The organism is Kribbella sandramycini (genome assembly GCF_013131805.1).
In the GTDB taxonomy this organism is placed as follows: domain Bacteria; phylum Actinomycetota; class Actinomycetes; order Propionibacteriales; family Kribbellaceae; genus Kribbella; species Kribbella sandramycini.
In genome coordinates this window covers 56,547-75,101 of the sequence record NZ_JABJRC010000008.1, presented here as the reverse complement: position 1 = coordinate 75,101, position 18,555 = coordinate 56,547, and the positions used below count along the sequence as shown (strand labels likewise).

20 protein-coding genes are annotated in these 18,555 nt (G+C 69.4%); 14 read left to right on the top strand and 6 right to left on the bottom strand.

Features of this window, described 5'->3' with window-relative positions; genetic code table 11:
- Positions 1–77 precede the first annotated feature (77 nt).
- The 3 genes from HPO96_RS28330 to HPO96_RS28320 all read right to left on the bottom strand — a co-directional run bounded on the left by HPO96_RS28330 (position 78) and on the right by HPO96_RS28320 (position 3,104).
- Complete coding sequence (locus HPO96_RS28330; RefSeq protein ID WP_171677417.1) at positions 78–854, bottom strand: nucleotidyl transferase AbiEii/AbiGii toxin family protein; 777 nt, start codon at positions 852–854, stop codon at positions 78–80.
- A 70-nt stretch (positions 855–924) separates the two neighbouring features.
- Positions 925–2,523, bottom strand: coding sequence for an MDR family MFS transporter (locus HPO96_RS28325; protein WP_171677416.1), 1,599 nt, complete (start codon positions 2,521–2,523; stop codon positions 925–927).
- Positions 2,520–3,104 carry a MarR family winged helix-turn-helix transcriptional regulator gene (locus HPO96_RS28320; RefSeq protein WP_171677415.1) on the bottom strand — a complete coding sequence of 195 codons (585 nt, stop codon included), beginning with the start codon at positions 3,102–3,104 and terminating at the stop codon, positions 2,520–2,522. Before HPO96_RS28320 ends, HPO96_RS28325 begins: the two co-directional genes overlap by 4 nt.
- Positions 3,105–3,288: 184 nt before the next feature.
- Between HPO96_RS28320 and HPO96_RS28315 the strand changes: the two genes are divergently transcribed.
- Both HPO96_RS28315 and HPO96_RS28310 read left to right on the top strand, forming a co-directional pair.
- The gene (locus HPO96_RS28315; protein ID WP_171677414.1) at positions 3,289–4,077 is read left to right on the top strand and encodes a CPBP family glutamic-type intramembrane protease; all 789 of its coding nucleotides are present in this window, start codon (positions 3,289–3,291) and stop codon (positions 4,075–4,077) included.
- Positions 4,074–4,802 carry an SDR family oxidoreductase gene (locus HPO96_RS28310; RefSeq protein ID WP_171677413.1) on the top strand — a complete coding sequence of 243 codons (729 nt, stop codon included), beginning with the start codon at positions 4,074–4,076 and terminating at the stop codon, positions 4,800–4,802. Before HPO96_RS28315 ends, HPO96_RS28310 begins: the two co-directional genes overlap by 4 nt.
- On the opposite strand, the gene HPO96_RS28305 is transcribed toward HPO96_RS28310, so the two are convergent.
- Complete coding sequence (locus HPO96_RS28305) at positions 4,799–6,364, bottom strand: amidohydrolase family protein (RefSeq protein ID WP_171677412.1); 1,566 nt, start codon at positions 6,362–6,364, stop codon at positions 4,799–4,801. The genes HPO96_RS28310 and HPO96_RS28305 overlap by 4 nt on opposite strands.
- Positions 6,365–6,420: 56 nt before the next feature.
- On the opposite strand from HPO96_RS28305, the gene HPO96_RS39745 reads away from it, so the two are divergent.
- Genes HPO96_RS39745 through HPO96_RS28265 form a run of 8 tightly spaced genes read left to right on the top strand, consistent with a single transcriptional unit; the run spans position 6,421 to position 12,660 of the window.
- Positions 6,421–7,215, top strand: coding sequence for a MerR family transcriptional regulator (locus HPO96_RS39745; protein ID WP_171677411.1), 795 nt, complete (start codon positions 6,421–6,423; stop codon positions 7,213–7,215).
- Between the two features lie 10 nt (positions 7,216–7,225).
- The gene (locus HPO96_RS28295) at positions 7,226–8,173 is read left to right on the top strand and encodes an ATP-binding cassette domain-containing protein (RefSeq protein ID WP_171677410.1); all 948 of its coding nucleotides are present in this window, start codon (positions 7,226–7,228) and stop codon (positions 8,171–8,173) included.
- Positions 8,173–8,955, top strand: coding sequence for an ABC transporter permease (locus HPO96_RS28290; RefSeq protein WP_171677409.1), 783 nt, complete (start codon positions 8,173–8,175; stop codon positions 8,953–8,955). The genes HPO96_RS28295 and HPO96_RS28290 overlap by 1 nt, the downstream gene beginning before the upstream one ends.
- The gene (locus tag HPO96_RS28285; RefSeq protein WP_171677408.1) at positions 8,955–9,755 is read left to right on the top strand and encodes an ABC transporter permease; all 801 of its coding nucleotides are present in this window, start codon (positions 8,955–8,957) and stop codon (positions 9,753–9,755) included. The genes HPO96_RS28290 and HPO96_RS28285 overlap by 1 nt, the downstream gene beginning before the upstream one ends.
- A gap of 36 nt (positions 9,756–9,791) precedes the next feature.
- Complete coding sequence (locus tag HPO96_RS28280; protein ID WP_171677407.1) at positions 9,792–10,571, top strand: hypothetical protein; 780 nt, start codon at positions 9,792–9,794, stop codon at positions 10,569–10,571.
- A complete protein-coding gene (locus HPO96_RS28275; protein ID WP_171677406.1) occupies positions 10,568–10,738 on the top strand; it encodes a hypothetical protein in 171 nt (56 codons plus the stop codon). The genes HPO96_RS28280 and HPO96_RS28275 overlap by 4 nt, the downstream gene beginning before the upstream one ends.
- Before the next feature lie 6 nt (positions 10,739–10,744).
- The gene (locus HPO96_RS28270; RefSeq protein WP_171677405.1) at positions 10,745–11,842 is read left to right on the top strand and encodes a hypothetical protein; all 1,098 of its coding nucleotides are present in this window, start codon (positions 10,745–10,747) and stop codon (positions 11,840–11,842) included.
- A 59-nt stretch (positions 11,843–11,901) separates the two neighbouring features.
- Entirely contained in the window at positions 11,902–12,660 is a 759-nt protein-coding gene (locus tag HPO96_RS28265) for a hypothetical protein (protein WP_171677404.1), read from the top strand.
- Here HPO96_RS28265 and HPO96_RS28260 read toward each other — a convergent pair.
- Entirely contained in the window at positions 12,649–13,803 is a 1,155-nt protein-coding gene (locus HPO96_RS28260; protein ID WP_171677403.1) for an aminoglycoside phosphotransferase family protein, read from the bottom strand. The two genes, HPO96_RS28265 and HPO96_RS28260, sit on opposite strands and share 12 nt — an antisense overlap.
- Before the next feature lie 62 nt (positions 13,804–13,865).
- On the opposite strand from HPO96_RS28260, the gene ilvA reads away from it, so the two are divergent.
- Genes ilvA through HPO96_RS28240 form a run of 4 tightly spaced genes read left to right on the top strand, consistent with a single transcriptional unit; the run spans position 13,866 to position 18,071 of the window.
- Positions 13,866–15,068, top strand: a complete 1,203-nt coding sequence (gene ilvA, locus HPO96_RS28255) for a threonine ammonia-lyase (RefSeq protein WP_171677402.1) — start codon at positions 13,866–13,868, stop codon at positions 15,066–15,068.
- Positions 15,069–15,079: 11 nt separating this feature from the next.
- Positions 15,080–16,393 carry an extracellular solute-binding protein gene (locus HPO96_RS28250; RefSeq protein WP_171677401.1) on the top strand — a complete coding sequence of 438 codons (1,314 nt, stop codon included), beginning with the start codon at positions 15,080–15,082 and terminating at the stop codon, positions 16,391–16,393.
- A complete protein-coding gene (locus tag HPO96_RS28245; protein ID WP_171677400.1) occupies positions 16,390–17,268 on the top strand; it encodes an ABC transporter permease subunit in 879 nt (292 codons plus the stop codon). Before HPO96_RS28250 ends, HPO96_RS28245 begins: the two co-directional genes overlap by 4 nt.
- Positions 17,265–18,071, top strand: coding sequence for an ABC transporter permease subunit (locus HPO96_RS28240; protein ID WP_171677399.1), 807 nt, complete (start codon positions 17,265–17,267; stop codon positions 18,069–18,071). Before HPO96_RS28245 ends, HPO96_RS28240 begins: the two co-directional genes overlap by 4 nt.
- Here the strand turns inward: HPO96_RS28240 and HPO96_RS28235 are convergent, their stop codons facing one another.
- Entirely contained in the window at positions 18,072–18,494 is a 423-nt protein-coding gene (locus HPO96_RS28235; protein ID WP_171677398.1) for a MarR family winged helix-turn-helix transcriptional regulator, read from the bottom strand.
- Between the last annotated feature and the right edge of the window lie 61 nt (positions 18,495–18,555).

The following is an 18,555-nucleotide window of genomic DNA, read 5'->3' as shown; positions in this document are numbered from 1 at the left end:
GCTGGGGGAAGGCTTGGGTCCAGAGCTCGGCGCAGCGGCGGGGGAGTCGGAGGGTCGGCCACAGGGCGATCAGGAGGTCACGGTCGATCCACTGGCTCAGGTCGGCTTCGGTCGAAGCTTCGCTGAGCACCTTGGAGTAGAGCGTGGTCGCGTCGTCCGGCTGGTCCAGGTCGTAGCGACGGTCCGGGCCCCAGTCGAGGTGTTTGGGCAGCTCGAGGACGCCGGTCCGCGGCCCAGGATCGTGCGGTCTCCCGGGCGACGGCGATCAGCTCCGGCCCGGCGCCGTACCGCTCGAAACCGGTGTCGGGCAGGCGGCTGAGGGCTGCCAGTTGGCCGGCGAACGTCGGGCGGTCGAGGGGAGTGGACTCGCGGGCGTCAGCTAGTTCGAGGAGGGTCTCGCGGGGGTAGCGGCCGCCGGCCCGGATGGCTTGGAGGTCGAGCAGATCGCGGGGCTCCAGACGCGAGTACAGGGCGCCGGCTTTGCTGCCGACGGCGTCGCGTTCGGCGAGGACCGGGCCCAGGCCGGTCTCGACCGGTGGGAAACCGCGGTGGTCGACGCCGAGGTCGGCTTTGCCGGTCGCCCCATCGGGTGCGGTCACCAGGAGCCGGGCGAAGGTCGGCGCCTGCCGGACGACGTCCGCGCGCAGACCATCGGCCGGACAGGCGGCGACCAGGTCGCTGACCGCGGTCGCGAACGGGGCTGGATCGAGGACGTCGGTGAAGAGGTCGATGTCGTCGGAGTCGCGGTCCCCGAAGCCGTGGGCGCGGAGCGCGTAGCCACCGGCCAGGACGAAGCCCGCGGGCGCGATGGCGCGCAGGCCGACGTACGTCATCCGGGTCTGCAGCGGGTTCATCGGAACAGTGTGCCGAACCTGCGGCGACCGGCCGCCGCAGGTTCGGGGCCGGTCGCCGGGTTCGGTGGGTTCAGTGGATGGCTGCGGCGGCGGAGGCTTCCAGGGAGGCTTCGTCGTCGGGCTTGGTGTCGGAGCGGCCGGCCAGGCGTTGTTCGGGGGTGATGATGGCCAGGACCAGGGCGATGGCGAGGAAGGGGAGGGAGACGAGGAAGACGTCGCCCATGGCGTCGACCAGGCCGTGCAGGGCCCAGCCCTTCATCGGCTCTTGGAGGGCGTGCAGCATCGGGACGCTGTTGGCGGCCTGGGTGAGTTTGTCGAGGAGGCCGGGGGTGGCGTTCGGGACGAGGTCGGCCAGGTGGTCGTGCAGGCGGCTGGTGAGGACGGCGCCGAAGACCGCGGTGCCGATCGCGCCGCCCATCGAGCGGAAGAAGGTCATCGTCGAGGTCGCCGTGCCCATGTGCTGGCGGGGGACGCTGTTCTGCGCGGCGGTGACGGTGATCTGCATCGAGAGGCCGAGGCCGGCGCCCATGATGAACATGTAGACGCCCAGGTGCCAGTACGGCGTGGACATGCTCAGCGTGGACAGCAGGAGCATCGCGACGCTGACCAGGACCGCGGAGATGATCGGGTAGATCTTGTAGCGGCCGGTCTTGCTCATCAGCTGGCCGCTCGGGATCGAGGCGGAGAAGATACCGACGATCATCGGCAGCATCGCCAGGCCCGAGCGGGTCGGGGACATGTCCTTGACGGCCTGCAGGTAGAGCGGCAGGAAGATCAGCGCGCCGAACATCGCGACGCCGAGCAGGAACGCGAACCCGGCGTACCCGGAGAAGATCCGGCCCTTGAACAGGTCCATCGGGATGATCGGCTCGGCGACCCGCAGCTCGACCAGGACGAAGGCGACGGCCAGGACGACGGAGCCGATCAGCAGCGCGAGCGTGGTGGCGTTGCCCCAGCCGTTCTCCGGGCCGCTCCAGGAGATGGCGAGCAGCAGCGCGGTGACGGCGGCGGTGACGACGGATGCGCCGATGTAGTCGATCTTGTGCGAGCGCTTCACGTGCGGCAGCCGCAGGACGGCGGCGACGACGCCGAGCGCGACCAGGCCGATCGGCAGGTTGATCCAGAAGATCCAGCGCCAGCCGGGACCGTCGGTGAGCAGACCGCCGAGCAGCGGGCCGGCGACCGACGACAGACCGAACACGGCGCCGAAGTACCCCATGTACTTACCGCGCTCGCGCGGCGGGATCACATCGCCGATGGTGGCGAAGGCCAGCGACATCAGACCGCCGGCGCCGAGGCCCTGGACGGCCCGGAAGCCGATCAGCATCTCGATGTTCTGCGACAGCGCGGCCAGCACGGAGCCGGCCAGGAAGGTGACGATCGCCGCGATGAACAGCGGACGACGGCCGTAGAGGTCGGAGATCTTGCCCCACAGCGGCGTCGAGGCGGTCGAGGTCAGCAGGTACGCCGTGACCACCCAGGACAGCTTGTCGAGGCTGTTGAACTCGCTGACGATCTGCGGCAGCGCCGTGCCGACGATGCTCTGGTCGAGTGCGGCCAGGAACATGCCGGCCATCAGGCCGCCGAGAACGACGAGGATCTGCTTGTGGGACAGGTATTGCGTCTCTGGGGCGGCGCCGCCTGCGGTGGCGGGCTCGGTGGTGCTCATGTGGTGCTCTCCAGCTTCTGCTCGATGTGCTCGCGGGCGGCGCTCGTACTGCGGGCGTCGGGCGCGGAGTCTTGGGATCGGCGGGCCGCCTGCATGGCGGCCCAGCCCTTATCGGCCCAGGCCGCATGCGGCGGGGCCTCGGTGCTGGCGGTGACGGCGTCGGCGAACCGCGTCATCAACCGCTCGAAAGTCTCGATATCCGCTTCGGACCAGCCGTCCAGGGCGGCGGTGAGGAGCTCGACCCGGCGCTGGGCGTTCGCCTCCCACTGGGCGATGCCCTGCTCGGTCAGCTCGACCCGAAAGGCCCGGCCGTCATCGGGGTCGGGGGAGCGGCGGACCATGCCCAGCCGCTCCAGCGCCCGCACCTGGCGGCTCGTGGTCGACGCGTCCAGCTCCATCCGGGCGGCCAGCTCGGACAGGCGCAGCGCACCGCTGCAGCGCAGGACGAACAGCGCGATGTGGGCGCTGTGGTCCATCGTGTCGCCGGGCTGCTTGGCCTTCAGCCGGCGGCCGACCCGGGTGAACGCGTGCATGACGCCCTCGATCGGGGTCTGCGGGGTGTACGCGTCATTTACTTGCATGCTGCAAGCATATACATAGTTGTCTTACGCACGCAAATAGTTTCCGTTACCAACGACTGAGTGGCCACTCATTTGCTGATAGTGAACTAGCGACCACAAAGAGTGGCGAAGGTAGGTCTAGGACCACTGTCGGGGGTGGTTCAGCGCCCTGGTCGCTACCGAGCGTGGCGAGCAGGCTGAGCGGGTGACGACGAGCGCGGTGGCGAGCAAGACGGTGACGAGACGCCGGTTGGCGGAGTTCGGCGTGATCTGCGTGGCGCTGAGCTGGGGCCCGTGGCTGCTGATGCAGCTCCTCGGGGTGCCTGTCGACGAGGGGGCCGGTCAGCTGGTGTTCGGGCTCGCTGCCTCCGGGCCGTCGCTGGCCGCGCTAGTGATGTGGTTCTGGCACCGCGAGCGTCGTCAGGGTGTCAGCTGGACGCCGGTCTGGTTCGTCGCGGCCGTCGTACTCGGTGCGGCGGCGCAACTGCTCGCAACCGCGCTGATCGGCAATCTGGCCGAGCTGCCGGGGCATGCGAGTTCCGTCATCGCTGGGGCCGGAGGGGTCCTCGGCGCGGCGGTCTACACGTTCCTGGCTGGTCCGGTGGCTGAGGAGTTCGGATGGCGGGGCTACGTGCAGCCGCGGCTGCGTCAGTACTACGGTCCGCTCGCGACAACCGCCGTCCTCGGTACGGCGTGGTGGCTGTGGCATCTGCCGCTGTACTTCCTGGCCGGCACCGGGCAGCACGAGGATGGACTGTTCACCCAGCAGGGTCTGGTGTTCCTGCTGGAGCTGTTCCCGCTGACGTTTCTGATGCTGTTCGTCACCGAACGGCTGCGGGGCGGGGTGCCGGCGGCCATCCTCATGCATGCGGCTTGGAACCTGACGTCGGAGCTGGTGCCGCCGCTGGGCGACGCAGTCTGGTTGGAGCTGGTGGCCGTGACCGCAGTGGCGGTTGTCGCGGGCTGGTGGTGGCGGCGTACCTTGCGGGCATGACACAGGTGGCGGTGGTTACTGGCGGCGGTTCGGGGCTCGGTCGAGAGATGGCGCTGGCGCTAGAGGCGGCCGGCTTTCACGTCCACATCACTGGGCGGACCGAGGCGAAACTGCAGGAGACAGTCGCACTGGGCAGCGGCGGCCTGGAGTACGCCGTACTCGATGTCGTGGACGGAGACGCCGTACGGGCGTTCTTCGCCGGACTGCCGCGGGTCGACGTCCTGGTCAACAACGCCGGGACCGGTGCACCCGCGGCCGCCGTGCCGGACGTCGCTGAGGCGGACTGGCGCCGAGTGATCGACACCAACCTGACCGGGTCGTTTCTGTGCGCGCAGGCGGCGTTCGGCCGGATGCTCACGCAGGAGCCGAAGGGTGGGCGGATCATCAACAACGGCTCGATCTCCGCGCACGTCCCACGGCCGCAGAGCATCGCCTACACCGCCAGCAAGCACGCCGTGACCGGCCTGACCAAGCAGCTGGAGCTGGACGGGCGTCCGCACGGCATCACCGCTTGCCAGATCGACATCGGGAACGCCTCGACCGCGATGACCGAACGGATGGAGCAGGGTGCACTCCAGCCGGACGGGTCGATCGCGGTCGAGCCGACCTTCGATCCGCGGGTCGTAGCCGACTTCGTCGTCCACGTGGCCCAGCTGCCGACGTCGGTCGCCGTACCGCACCTGATGGTGATGGCGGCCGGCATGCCGTACGCCGGGCGCGGCTAGGGCTTGGTCCGCGACAGGTCGACGTCGGTCAGCGGATACCACTGACCGGACGGCGGCTGCTCCCGCATCGGGTCGTTCCAGCGCAGCCGGACCCGGTCAGGCTGCGCCTCGACGATCGTCGCCTCCTCCCACACCCAGCCATCCGTCCGCGCCCACCACGGTTCGGCGAGGCTGGCGAGGCCGTCGCGCTCGACCGTGGCCACGGCGTCGTCGTGCTCGCCGACCGGGCCGAGTGCGGCGCCGAACGTGGTGATCGGCTCCCAGCCGTCGGTGAGCGGGATGACGTGCCCGAGCAGCTCGCCGTCCTCGCGGAGTACGTCCTCCGGCCCGGGGAAGTTCGGCCACATCTCCTTGATCGCATTCACGATCCGCGTGGTCGTCTCCCCGATGAAGGCGAGGCCGGCCAGCTCGATGTCGCTGCCGGCGTACCCGGTCGGCTCCACGCCTTGCAGCCAGGTACGCCGGATGCGGTGCGTGGCCGTGATGTCGGTCAGCGGGTCACCGTCGACCAATAGGAGGTCCGCGCGTGCGCCGACGGCGATCCGGCCGCGGTCGGCGAGCCCGAACACCTCAGCCGGCCCAGAGGTAGCCGCAGTCAGCGCCTCGGCCGGAGTGAGCCCCGCGTGCACCAGGTGCTGGAGCTCCCGGTGGAGGGACGCGCCGAACACCAGACCGGGGTTAGGAGCGTCGGTTCCGGCCAGAATGGTCACACCGGCCTGGTGCAGAGCCAACACGTTGGCAAGCGCCGCAGCGCCGTCAGGTGCCTGCGGAGGCATCCACCGACGGGCCTGGCTGTCCAGCAAGCGCCGCCAGCGCGCGGGCATGCGAGCGATCAGCTCGGCCTCCTCCCGCAGCGGAAGGACGCCGAAGCCGTCAATCACGTCGAGAGTGGCGATGACTGCGATGCCCGCGTCGGCCAGCGCCTGCACCTGCTCGGCAGATAGCTCGTCGTTGGGCGCATGGGCCAGGACGTCGACCCCGCAGGCGGCCACGGCCACGGCCGCGCTGGCAGTGGAGATGTGCGCCACCACCTTCAAGCCCTGGGCGTGGGCGGCGTTGGTCAGCGCCTCGACGGTGGCTAGGTCGAGTGAGGGCATCTGCAGACCGTGACCGGAGCCGTCGTCGTAGATGAGCTTCAGGTGGTCAGCGCCTTCGGCAATGCGGTCGGCGACGAACTGCTCGGCGTCCGCGGGCCCTTCGACGTACGGGAAGGGAGCATAGGCCAGGGACGGGTGGCCGCCGGGGGCGGTGGCGCCGATCGACGACGTCCGGAAGTCGGCGCCGGCGGCGCGCTCGGCGGTGATCAGGTCGGGTTTGCTGAACAGGTCGATCAGAGTGGTGACGCCGAAGGTCGCGGACAGCTGGGACGCGCCGGGGACCAGGTGGACGTGGGCGTCGATCAGGCCGGGGAGCAGCGTGCCGCCGTCGAAGAGCTGGTCGCCGGGGCGGGCGATCTCGGGGCCGCCGATGGCGGCGATGCGGCCGTCGGCCACCCGGAGGCAGTCGTCGGTGAGCAGCTGACCGCGGTCGATGAGCCGGGTGCGCAGGAAGGTGATTGCCATGAATCGGACGCTAAGGGGTGACGTAACGTCACCCTCCAGCCGATAAAGTCGGCAGCGTGGAACGCACGGTCAGCGAGGTGGCGAAACTCGCCGGAGTGTCCGTCCGGACGCTGCGGCACTACGACGCGATCGGCCTGCTCCCGCCCGGCTACGTCGCCCCCAACGGCTACCGCTACTACGGCCGCCCCGAGCTCCTCCGCCTGCAGCGCATCCTGCTGCTCCGCGAGCTCGACGTCGCGCTCCCCGAGATCGCCCGGATCCTCGCCGAGCCCGCCGACGAGCTGGCTGCCCTGCGCGGTCACCGCGAGCAACTCGAGCGCGAACGCCGCCGCCTGGACGGCGTGATCGGCGTCGTCGACCGGACCATCGAGGGCCTGTCCGGCGACGACTCCATCGGCGACGAGGAGTTCTTCGTCGGCCTGACCGCGGCCCGCGACCGGCTGGAGGCAGACCTCACCGACCGGTTCGGCCCCGAGGTGGGCGCCGCGTTCGAGGAGGCGGTCCGCGCGACCGACGGCTGGTCGCGGGACGACTACGAGCGGATGGCGGACGAGGGACGCCGGCTCCTCCTGCGGATGTCGGCCGCCCGGGCGCGCGGCGTCGTACCGGACTCGCCGGAGGCGCTCGAGCTGACCGAGCTGCACTACCAGGGCGTTCTGGAGCTGTGGCCCGCCGACGCGACCGGCTACTACAACCTCGGGGCCGTCCTGCTCGACAACCCCGAGCAGCGCGCGATGATCGCCTCGGTCGACCCCGAACTCCCGCCCTGGCTGTCCGCCGCCGTCCAGGCTTATGCGGTTCGCAAGCTTGGGTACCGAATCGACAAGAAAACTGTCGACGGCCCGGTCTAGGGTCGGTGGCGTGGATGAGCAGCGGGAGTCCTTGGTCCATGCGCGCGAGCTGAGGAAGTCGTACGGCGACTTCGAGGCGGTGCGCGGTATCGACCTGGACGTGTGGCGCGGCGAGGCCTTCGGCTTCCTCGGGCCGAACGGCGCCGGCAAGTCGTCGACGATGCGGATGATCGGGGCCGTCTCGCCGACCAGCGGCGGCACGCTGCGCATCCTCGGGCTCGACCCGGCCGCCGACGGCCCGGCGATCCGGGCCCGGCTCGGCGTCTGCCCCCAGGACGACACGCTCGACACCGAGCTGAGCGTCCGGGAGAACCTGACCATCTACGGCCGGTACTTCGGGCTCAGCCGCGCCGAGTGCAAGGAGCGCGCCGACGAGCTGCTCGAGTTCGTCGCGCTGACCGAGAAGGCCAAGGTCAAGGTCGACGAGCTCTCCGGCGGGATGAAGCGGCGGCTGACGATCGCCCGCTCGCTGGTCAGCAAACCCGACCTGCTGCTGCTCGACGAGCCGACCACCGGTCTCGACCCGCAAGCCCGGCATCTGTTGTGGGACAAACTCTTCCGGCTCAAACAAGCCGGTGTCACGCTGATCATCACCACCCACTACATGGACGAGGCCGAGCAGCTCTGCGACCGGCTGGTCGTGATGGACGGCGGCCTGATCGCGGCCGAGGGCTCACCGGCCGAGCTGATCCGCGACTACTCGACGCGGGAGGTGACCGAGCTGCGCTTCGGGCCGGAGGTGATGTTCTCCGACCATGATGCGCTGGCCGGCAAGGTCGAGGATCTCGCGCAGCGGATCGAGGTGCTGCCCGACCGGATCCTGCTCTACACCGACGACGGTGAGCGCGCGGTCGCCGCCGTCCATGAGCGCGGGCTGCAGCCGGCCGCCGTCCTGGTCCGGCGTTCGACGCTGGAGGACGTGTTCCTCCGGCTCACCGGCCGAACGTTGGTGGACTGATGGCCGTCGCTCTGGAGAACGGCCGCCGCCAGTTCGACTACTGGCTCACGGTCTACAAACGGACGTGGAAGGGCAGCCTGATCAGCAGCTTCCTGCTGCCGATGCTGTACCTGGCCGCGATGGGGATCGGCCTCGGCTCGTTCGTCGACAGCAACGGGACGGGCGCGCTCGGCGGCGTCAGCTATCTGCAGTTCATCGCGCCCGGTCTGCTGGCTGCCACCGCGTTGCAGATCGCGGTCGGCGAGTCGACGTACCCGGTGCTGAGCGGCCTGAAATGGCAGAAGTTCTACCACTCGATGATTGCGACGCCGCTGCGGCCGGCGGATGTCGTCTACGGGCAGCTCGCGTTCATCGCGTTCCGCGTCGCGAGCACCTGTGTGGTCTTCCTGGCCGTGATCGCGGCGTTCGGCGGCCTGCGCTCACCGCTCGGCCTGCTCGCGTTACCCGTCGTGATCCTGGTCGGGATGGCTGCCTCCGCGCCGGTCGTCGCCTTCGCCAGCACCCTGCAGAACGACTCCGGCCTGGCGATGGTGTTCCGGTTCGGCGTCGTCCCGGCGTTCCTGTTCTCCGGCGCGTTCTTCCCGGTCTCCCAACTGCCGAACTGGATCGAGTGGCTGGCCTACCTGAGCCCGCTGTGGCACGGCGTCCAGCTGTCGAGGGATCTCAGCCTCGGCACGCTGCATCCGTGGCTCGTGCTGCTCAACCTCGCGTATCTGCTGGCCTGGTTCGCGATCGGGACGTGGCTGGCCGTCCGCGGCTTCACGAGAAAGCTGATCGGCTGATGGCGACGTTGACCGCCCGGGTCGTCCCGGTCCCGATCCGGCTCGGCGGCCGGCACATCATCGAGCGGAACTTCCTGCTCTACCGGCGCTCCTGGGTCGTCTTCCTGTCCGGCTTCACCGAGCCGGTCTTCTACCTGCTCTCGATCGGGATCGGCGTCGCCCAGCTGGTCGGCGACTTCACGCTCTCCGACGGCACCAAGATCGGGTACGCCGCCTTCGTCGCCCCCGCGATGCTCGCGAGCTCCGCGATGAACGGCGCGATCTTCGACTCGACGTACAACATCTTCTTCCGGATGAAGTACGCCAAGCTCTACGACTCGATGCTCGCCACACCCCTGCGCCCGTGGGACATCGCCACCGGCGAGGTGACCTGGGCGCTACTGCGCGGCGCCTGCTACTCGGCCATGTTCGTGCTGGTGATGCTCGCGCTCGGCCTGATCGAATCCTGGTGGGCGCTGCTCGCGCTCCCCGCCTCGGTCCTGATCGGCTTCGCCTTCGCCGGCGCCGGCATGGCGCTGACCACCTTCATGCGCAGCTGGCAGGACTTCGAGTTCGTCCAGCTCGCGACCATCCCGATGTTCCTCTTCTCGGCCACCTTCTACCCGATCGAGACCTACCCCACCAGCATCCGCTGGCTGGTCGAGATCACCCCCCTCTACCAAGGCGTCCACCTGGAGCGAGCCCTCACCACCGGTACCGTCAGCTGGTCCCTCCTCCTCAACGCCGCCTACTTGATAGCCATGGGCGCCACCGGCATGTACATCGCCTCCCGCCGCCTCGGCGCACTGCTGCTGAAATGACGGAACGCCGCACCCGATGACGACGTCCGAGGCGGTATGAGCTTTCTGCGGGGGCGGCGTCGGGGCGCCAAGAAGTCGCGGCGGCCGTGGTCTCTGGAGCCATGGCAGGAGTTGCCTGGTGGGCTGGAGCGCTGGGTGCGGGAGTCGATGGATTGGTATGTCGAGCAGTTCGGTGACGGGCCGTTGCGGCGGGATGCGGTTCGGCCTAGTGATCTGCAGCCGAGCCGGTGGGACGGGTCGGAAGAGGCTGCGCGCGAGCTGTGTGTGCAGGTGTGCGAGCGGGTCGGTGTGCCGGCGGACGACATCCGGTTCAGTTTTCGGCTGGAGGAGCTTCGCACGGCGGCTCGCTCACGCGCCGCCCGGCTGGTGCGATGGGGTCTCGAGCCGCACGCCGAGTCGGCGGATCCGGAGCGGGCGGCCCGCGCCCGGGCGCTACTCGCGATCACCGGTCTGCCCGAGCTGATGTCAGTGGCCGAGACCAAGGTGCTCGAGAAGGACGGTTTCGAGCCGGAGCTGACGGTCTTGTCGGGGACCGAATCCGCCCGGGAGCTCTACCGCTGTCAGGAGATCCGGTTGGCCGAGGGGGAGCAGCGCGCGGCGGCGCTCCGGGCGGCGCACACCGAGTGGGATGCCGACTTCGTCCGGTCGACGGGAGCCATCTGGATCGATCTGCGCCGGTGGCCCGGAGGCAAACCCACCGGCTACACGACGTCCGCGATCGTGCTGAGCGAGAACAGCCTCAAGAATCCGGCGAGCGTGGTGGCCCATGTGGTGCACGAGCTCGGCGCAACGGCTACCTCGGTGAGATCGGCATGACCGCGGCGTTGGCCAACTACCTGGCCCGGCGGCATCGCCTGGTCGGCGAGCCGCTCAACCCGCCGTGGGAGCTGGAGATGGACTGGGGGCCCCGGCAGCGAGTCGTCAAGCGGGCGCGTGAGCTGGCGGCATGTCGTGGGAACGCTTCGACGCTTAGCGGTGTCTGAGCTGACATGGGCAGCGTTCGGGAGTGGATTCGGAAGTACAAGAAGGCGTACCACGCCGCGCTCGACCCGTTGATCGAGCTGCCCGGCGGGTTGGAGTCCTGGGTCGACGAGTCGCTGGAGTGGTACGTCGGGCAGTTCGGCGACGAGCCGTTGCGGCGGGACGTCGTCCGCCCGAGTGAGTTTCTGCCGGCCGAGTGGGACGGGTCGGAGGAGGCGGCGCGGGCGTTGTGTTTGCGGGTCTGCGAGCGGATTGGCGTACCTGCCGACAACATCCGGTTCAGCTTCCGGATGGTGGAGGTGCGGAGGGCGGCGCGCTCGCATGCGGCCCGGTTGGTACGGCAGAGCTGGCAGTCGCACGCCGAGTCCGGCGATCCCGAGCGGATGACGCGGGCACGCGAGCTGCTCGCGATCACCGGGCTGCCTGAGCACGTCTCGAACGCCGAATTCGCGGCGCTCCAGGCGGCGGGGTTCCAACCCGAGCTGCACATTCTGTCGCTGGCCGAGGCATACCGCGAGATCGAGTTGTGCGAACAGATCCACGCGCGCGAGGGTGCGGAGCGGGACGCGGCGCTGCGGGCGGCGCAGGCCTACTGGGATGACGATCTGGATCTGACCGTGGCCGCGTGTTGGCGTGACCTGCGTCAGCTGCCGCAGGGCGGGACCAGCGCGCACGACGCGTCCGCGATCATGGTGAACGCTCGGACGCTCGGGAACCCGGCGGCCGTGGTCGCGCAGGTGGTGCACGAGCTCGGGCACGAGGTGCTGAACCGCGGCCTGGTCAAGCGGAGCCGGCCGGACAACGAACACCTGGTCGACCTGTTCGGGGTGTTCCACGGGTTCGGCATCTTCTCCCTCAACCAGGCGCTGGAGCGGGCCGGGGGCCTGCGCCACCGACGCCTGGGCTACCTCGGCGAGCGCGGCATGACCGAGGCCATGAGTAACTACCTGGCCCGCCGGCGTCACCTGATCGGCGAGCGGTTCGAGCCAGGCTGGGATGCGGAGATCGACTGGCAGCAGCGGTTCACGGTCACCGAGCGGGCGCGCGAACTGGCCAAGAAGACGCCGCCACGTGATGGGAACACTTCGGTGCGTAGCGACGTCTGAGGGGCATGGGCAGCTTCCAGGATCGCCGAGCGGGCGCGCGAGCCGGCCGCGGAGGCGGCATGATGCATCCGGTGCGGAATCCGATCGGCGCGCTGCGGCGCGCGCAGCAGGTGCGGGCTCGGTTGAAGGCGCCGACGCAGCGGTTACCAGGCGGACGCCGACGCTGGATTCGCGCCTCGATGGACTGGCTGATCAGCGAGTTCGGCCAGGAGGCGCTCCGGCGTCCGATCGTCGTACCGGCTCAGTTCGTCCCGGCTGGGTACGACGGCTCACTGCCGGCTGCTGAGGAGCTGTGTGCGCGGGTTGCCGAGCGAATGGGGCTGGCGGCCGGGCAGTGTGTGCTCGGCTTCGGCCTGGCCGGTGCGCAGCGGGCGGCGTCCAGGGGCACAGTGCTGGAGTCGCACGGCCGGTGGGTGCGCGGCTCGGCCGGTAACGAGATCCACCTTGCGCCCGAGCTGGCGACCGATCCGGTCGCGCTGGTCGCGATCTACGCCCACGAGGTCGGCCACGAGCTGCTGCTCGGCGGCGGCCGTATCACCTTCGCCCACCGCCCTGACCACGAGCCGCTGACCGATCTGCTCACGGTCTTCCACGGGCTCGGCATCTTCACGGCGAACGCGGCATACGAGCGGCGTCCGCATCCGAGCGGCCGCGGCAAGCAGCCACTCGCCCGCGGCTACCTGCGCGAGACCGCCCTCGCCGAAGCCCTTGCGTACTACGCGTTCCGCCGCGGCGAGCGCCGTCCCGACTGGGACAAGCACCTCGACCCGCCTGTACGCCGAGTCATGCGCAACCAGCTCGCCGTTCTACACCGCTAGGACGGCCTTGAGCCACCAGGTGGCGCCTCGCTGCATGGAGTCCCGGTCCGGCCCGGTCACATTGGCCATCAGGTGCAGTGAAGTCACGCATTGGTGCAGCGCGCCCAGCTGGGTCGCCAGGTCGAGGGCACGCCGCAGGTCGGCCATCGGCGCGTACTCCGTCCATTCAGCCAGATACGCATCACGCACGCGCTCGTTCATCGACAGCGGCGAGCGCTTCTCGGTGAACGTCACCAGGTCGAGGAAGGGATGTGACACGGCCGCATCCGTCCAGTCGAACGCCAGCACCTGACCATCTCGGACGGCGATGTTCCGTGGGTGCAGATCGCCGTGCAGGAGGGTCTCCGGTACGCCGATCGCCGCCAGCTCGCTGATAGCAGCCCGCAGCTGCGCGGCACGCTCGGGAAGCCGGTCGCGTTCCTGCGGAGTGAGGTCCTCGGTCCACTCGGTCGCCAGCGGCAGTCGGTCCAGCGCGGACTCCAGGACGCTCAGCCGCCGGTCCACACAGCTGCTCTCGAACAGCTCATCCGTTCGGCCCACGAAACTGCGTTGCAGCTGCGCATGACTCCGCAACGCCTCGGTCCACACTTCGATGTCGGTCTGAGCGGCTAGTGGCGAGCCGAGGTCGGGGAGCAGCATCCAGACGCGCTTCTCGTCGACAGCCAGCGGTCTGGGGACGTCGCCGGTCAGCGAGGTCAGGAGCCGCGGCTCGTTCGCGAACAGCAGCGGCAGCTCGGCCGGTGGGAGCGTGCTGGAGTGGGTGTGTGCTTTGAAGTAGACGTCGCCGTCGGTGGTTGGAACGCGCAGCACGTTCGACAGGCCCCAGACCCGGACCTGAACCGGCCGCCCGGTCCTGGTCAGGTGGTTGTCGATCCAGGGCAGCGCCTCGGCGTACCACTCCGGTTCGGCCCAGGGGACGACGCTGTCGATCACGGGTGGATCCGCTGGTTCGCCGGGCGGCAGTTCACCAGTGACGAGGTAGGTGATTTCGTCCGGCTCGTTGCGTAAACACGTGAGGACGTAGGCGTCCCGGCCGGCGAACACGCGCTCGACGTCCGGGAACCAGACGTCCCCTTCGACTTCCCACGACGGCAGGACACTGAAGCTGTTGTCGGGCCCGGCCAGCACCGCCGTGATCTTCATCGATGCAGAGTAGTTGGGGACGAATGCCGAACGCATGAGCTTTTTCCTCGTAGTGTGAGGTTGTGATCGATGCCAAGGACATCGCCCGGGCCGCGGACCTGCTGCACGACGTGGTCGCGCCGACGCCGCTGGAGTACTCGCGCTGGCTGAGTGAGCTGGTCGGCGGCGACGTGTTCCTGAAATGCGAGAACCTGCAGCGCACCGGCTCCTTCAAGCTGCGCGGCGCCTACGTGCGGATGGCCCGGCTGTCGAAGGCCGAGCGGGCCCGCGGGGTGGTCGCGGCGAGCGCGGGCAACCACGCGCAAGGCGTTGCGCTGGCCGCGCAGTTGCTCGGGATCAAGGCGACCGTGTTCATGCCGCACGGCGCGCCGATCCCGAAGGAGAAGGCGACCCGCGCGTACGGCGCGGAGATCCGGTTCGAGGGGACGTCGATCGACGACTGCCTGCGCGCGGCGCTCGCCTTCGAGGCGGAGACCGGCGCGGTGCTGATCCATCCCTTCGACCACCCGGACATCGTGGCCGGTCAGGCGACCACGGGCCTGGAGATCGTCGAGCAATGCCCGCAGGTACGCACGGTCGTCGTACCGACGGGCGGTGGCGGTCTGGTCGCCGGGATCGCGTCCGCGATGCAGCGCGACGGGATGCCGATCGAGGTGGTCGGCGTCCAGGCCGCGGGGGCGGCGGCGTACCCGGCCTCGCTCGCGGCCGGGGAGCCGATCCAGCTCGCGAAGATGGCCACGATGGCGGACGGGATCGCGGTCGGGCTGCCGGGGAAGGTTCCGTTCGAGGCGATCCAGGCGTACGTCGGCGACGTCCGGACGGTCGACGAGAACTCGTTGTCGAAGGCCCTGCTGCTCGTGCTGGAGCGCGCGAAACTCGTCGTCGAACCGGCCGGCGCGGCCGCGGTGGCCGCCGTCCTGGATGCGCCGACGACCTTCAAACCGCCGGTGGTCGTGGTGCTGTCCGGCGGCAACATCGACCCGTTGCTGCTGATGCGGGTGATCCGGCACGGTATGGCCGCCGCGAACCGGTACCTCTCACTGCGGGTTCGCATCCCGGACACTCCCGGCGGTCTGGCCACGCTGCTCACCCAGCTCGCCGAGCTGGACGCCAACATCATCGAGGTCCTGCACGAGCGGATCTCCGAGTCGCTGAGCCTCGACGAGGTCGAGGTCGCGCTCCAGCTGGAGCTCCGAGGTGAAGACCACCGCGAGCGGGTACTGACCGGACTGACCGGCAACGGCTACAGCTACACGTTGAACTGAGGGAGTCCCCTGTGAAGAAGACGATCGTCGCCGCGCTGGCGCTGAGCCTCACCGCAACCGCCTGTACGCCGGGATCGGGCAGCTCGAGTGGGCCGGCGTCCGCGCCGAGCAGCGTGCGGACCGACGCGGCCGCGCTCGGCCAGGTCGAGCTCACCGTCTGGGACCAGGAGGTCCGCGGCGGTCAGGCGGCCCAGATGACCGCGCAGATCAAGGCCTTCGAGGCGAAGTACCCGAATATCAAGATCAAGCGGGTCTCCCGGTCGTTCGACGATCTGAAGACGACGCTGCGGCTCGCGCTGTCGGGGAACGACGCGCCGGACGTCGTCCAGGCCAACAACGGCCGGTCCGACATGGGCGAGTTCGTGAAGGCCGGTCAGCTGGTGCCGCTGGACAAGTGGGCATCGGCGTACAAGTGGGGTGAGCGTTACCCCGACTCGGTCCTGCAGTACTCGCGGTACTCGGCCGATGGCAAGACTTTCGGCGAGGGCAACCTCTACGGGCTGCCGCAGGTCGGCGAGGTCGTCGGGATCTACTACAACAAGACGAAGGTCGCGAAGCCGCCGGCGTCCTGGGCCGAGTTCGAAGCCGAGCTGGACAAGGCGAAACAGGCGGGCGACGTCCCGCTGCAGTTCGGGAACCTGGACAAGTGGCCCGCGATCCACGTCTTCGGCACCGTGCTGGACAACTACGCGCTGCCGGATCAGATCACCAAGCTGGCGTTCGGCCGGCCGGGGGCGACCTGGACGACGCCGGAGAAACAGCAGGCCGCTGAGGTGCTGGTGTCCTGGGCGGACAACGGGTACTTCCCCAAGGGGTTCAACGGGCAGGGCTACGACCCGGCCTGGCAGGAGTTCGGCAAGGGCAAGGGCACATTCCTGATCGCGGGCACGTGGCTGCAGGCCGATCTGCAGAAGGCGCTCGGCGACAAGGTCGGCTTCATGCTGCCGCCGGGGACGAAGTCCGTGACCGGTGGCACCGGGCTGCCGTTCGGCATCACCAACAAGTCGAAGAACCCGGACGCGGCCGCGGCGTACATCAACTTCATCACCAGCCCGGACGCGATGAAGACGCTGACCAGCACCGGGAACCTGCCGATCGCCGACATCGCCGCGCAGCAGGCGCCGGCCGGGCTCGCCGGTGACATCTTCAAGGGCTTCGGGACGGCGGTCGACTCCGGGCTGCTCGTCCCGTATCTCGACTACGCGACGCCGACCATGTACGACACGATCGGCGCCGCGCTCCAGGATCTGCTCGCGAAGAAGGCCACCCCGCAACAGTTCCTGGACAAACTGGAGGCCGACTACAGCAAGTTCGCCGGCAAGTGAGCTCCCCGCCCGGCGAGCCGCGCCGGATCGGATACCTCTACATCCTGCCCGCGCTGGTGGTGTACGGCGCGTTCCTGCTCTATCCGCTGGGCCGCGCCGTCCACCTGTCGTTGTTCGAATGGGACGGTATTACGCTCGGCAAGTTCGTTGGCCTGAGCAACTATGCGGACGTCGTCCGGGACGCGGGTCTGCGGGCCGCGTTCGGGCATGCGCTGGTGCTGATCGTCTTCTATGCGGTGCTTCCGGTGCTGATCGGGCTCGTGCTGGCGACTGTGCTGCAGCGGGCTCGGGTGCGCGGGCTGGGGTTCTTCCGGACGATCGTCTTTCTGCCGCAGGTGATCGCGATGGTCGTCGTCGCCGTGGCCTGGCGGCACATCTACGCTCCGGACGGACCGCTGAACGACGTACTGCGGGCGATCGGGCTCGACTCGCTGGCCCGCGGCTGGCTCGGGGACTATGCGTTCGCGCTACCCGCGGTCGGCGTGATCGGGACGTGGTTCGAGACCGGGCTGGTGACGGTGTTGCTGCTGGCCGGGATGGCGCGGATCCCGGCCGAGCGGTACGAAGCCGCGCGGCTCGACGGGGCTGGGCCGGTGGCGGAGTTCTTCGCGGTGGTGCTGCCGGCGGTCCGCGGTGAGATCGCGGTCGCGGTGACCCTGACGGTGATCGCGGCGCTGCGGACGTTCGATCTGGTCTACGTGACCACGAGCGGCGGTCCAGGGACGTCGACGAGCGTCCCGTCGTACGAGGTGTACCACCGGGCCTTCGAGCTCGGGCAGGTCGGCTCGGCGGCGGCGATCGGCGTCTGCCTGACGATGCTGATCTTCGCGATCACGCTCGGCGTCAACCGGCTCGCGGATCGGAGTACGGCGTGAGGGCGTCGGCGGGGGAGCGGATCGGCAACTACGTGCTGCTGATCGCGTTCGGGTTGTTCGCGCTCGGGCCGATCGTGACGATCGTCGCGGCGGCGTTCGGGCCGGACGACGGGGGCGGCGGGTCGAGCGGGTTCGCGAACTTCGGCCGGGCCTGGGAGATCGGGCAGTTCGGGACGTATCTGCGGATGAGCGTCGCGGTGTCGGTCACCGTCGTGGTGGTCAGCGTGCTGTTGTCGATCCTGTCCGGCTACGCGTTCGGGACGATGCGGTTCCGGGGCGCCGGCGTCCTGTTCTACTTGTTCCTGATCGGGATCATGATGCCGACCGAGGCGATCGTCGTCCCGCTGTACTTCGATCTGCGCACGCTCGGGCTGACCGACACGTTCCTCGCCGTCGCGTTACCGCAGGTCGCGCAGTCCGTTGCCTTCGGCACCTTCTGGCTGCGGGCGTACTTCCGGTCCTCGTCACGCTCGCTGGTCGAGGCCGCGCGGCTGGACGGCGCCGGGCACTGGCGGACGCTGTGGCTGATCCTCGTCCCGCCGGCGCGGCCCGCGCTGGTGACGCTGATCGTGCTGGTCTTCATGTGGACGTGGAACGAGTTCCTGATCCCGCTGGTGATGGTGACGTCGGAGTCGTTGCGGACGGCGCCGCTCGGGCTCGCGTTCTTCTCCGGGCAGTACACGTCCGGGTTCACGCTGCTGGCGGCCGGGGCCGTCATCGTGGGGACGCCGGTCGTGCTGGTCTACGCGTTCCTGCAGCGGCACTTCATCGCGGGCATGCTGGAGGGCGCCGTTCGCGAATGATCAGTCGATCGGCTCGCAGCTCTTGATCAGCGGCGCGTGCAGCCGGTCGGCGAGCACTTCGCGCTGTGTCGGCTGGGCCTCGGCCTGCCGGCGCAGCCCCTCGGCGGTGAGGCAGACGATCACCGCGCGGCGATCCTGCGTGCAGACGTCGCGGGTGACCAGGCCGTCGGTCTCCAGGCGCGCGATCACCCGGGAGAGCGCGCTCTGGCTCAGGTGCACCGACTTGGCGACGGTGGCGATCTTGGCGGAGTGATCCGGCAGCTCGGCGAGCCGCTCGAGCACCTCGTACTCACTCATGCCGAGCGCGTGATGCGTCTGCAGGGCGCGGTCGAGCGCGCAGGTGATGTCGGCATGCCGGGCGAGCAGCTCGCGCCAGGCGCGGACATCGGCGGTGGTCTCAACGCTGACCTTCGTGGCGGCCATATCGGCGACCTTATCATGCACGTGCAATGTATGCAAACGCATTTAATGCCTAGACATTAGA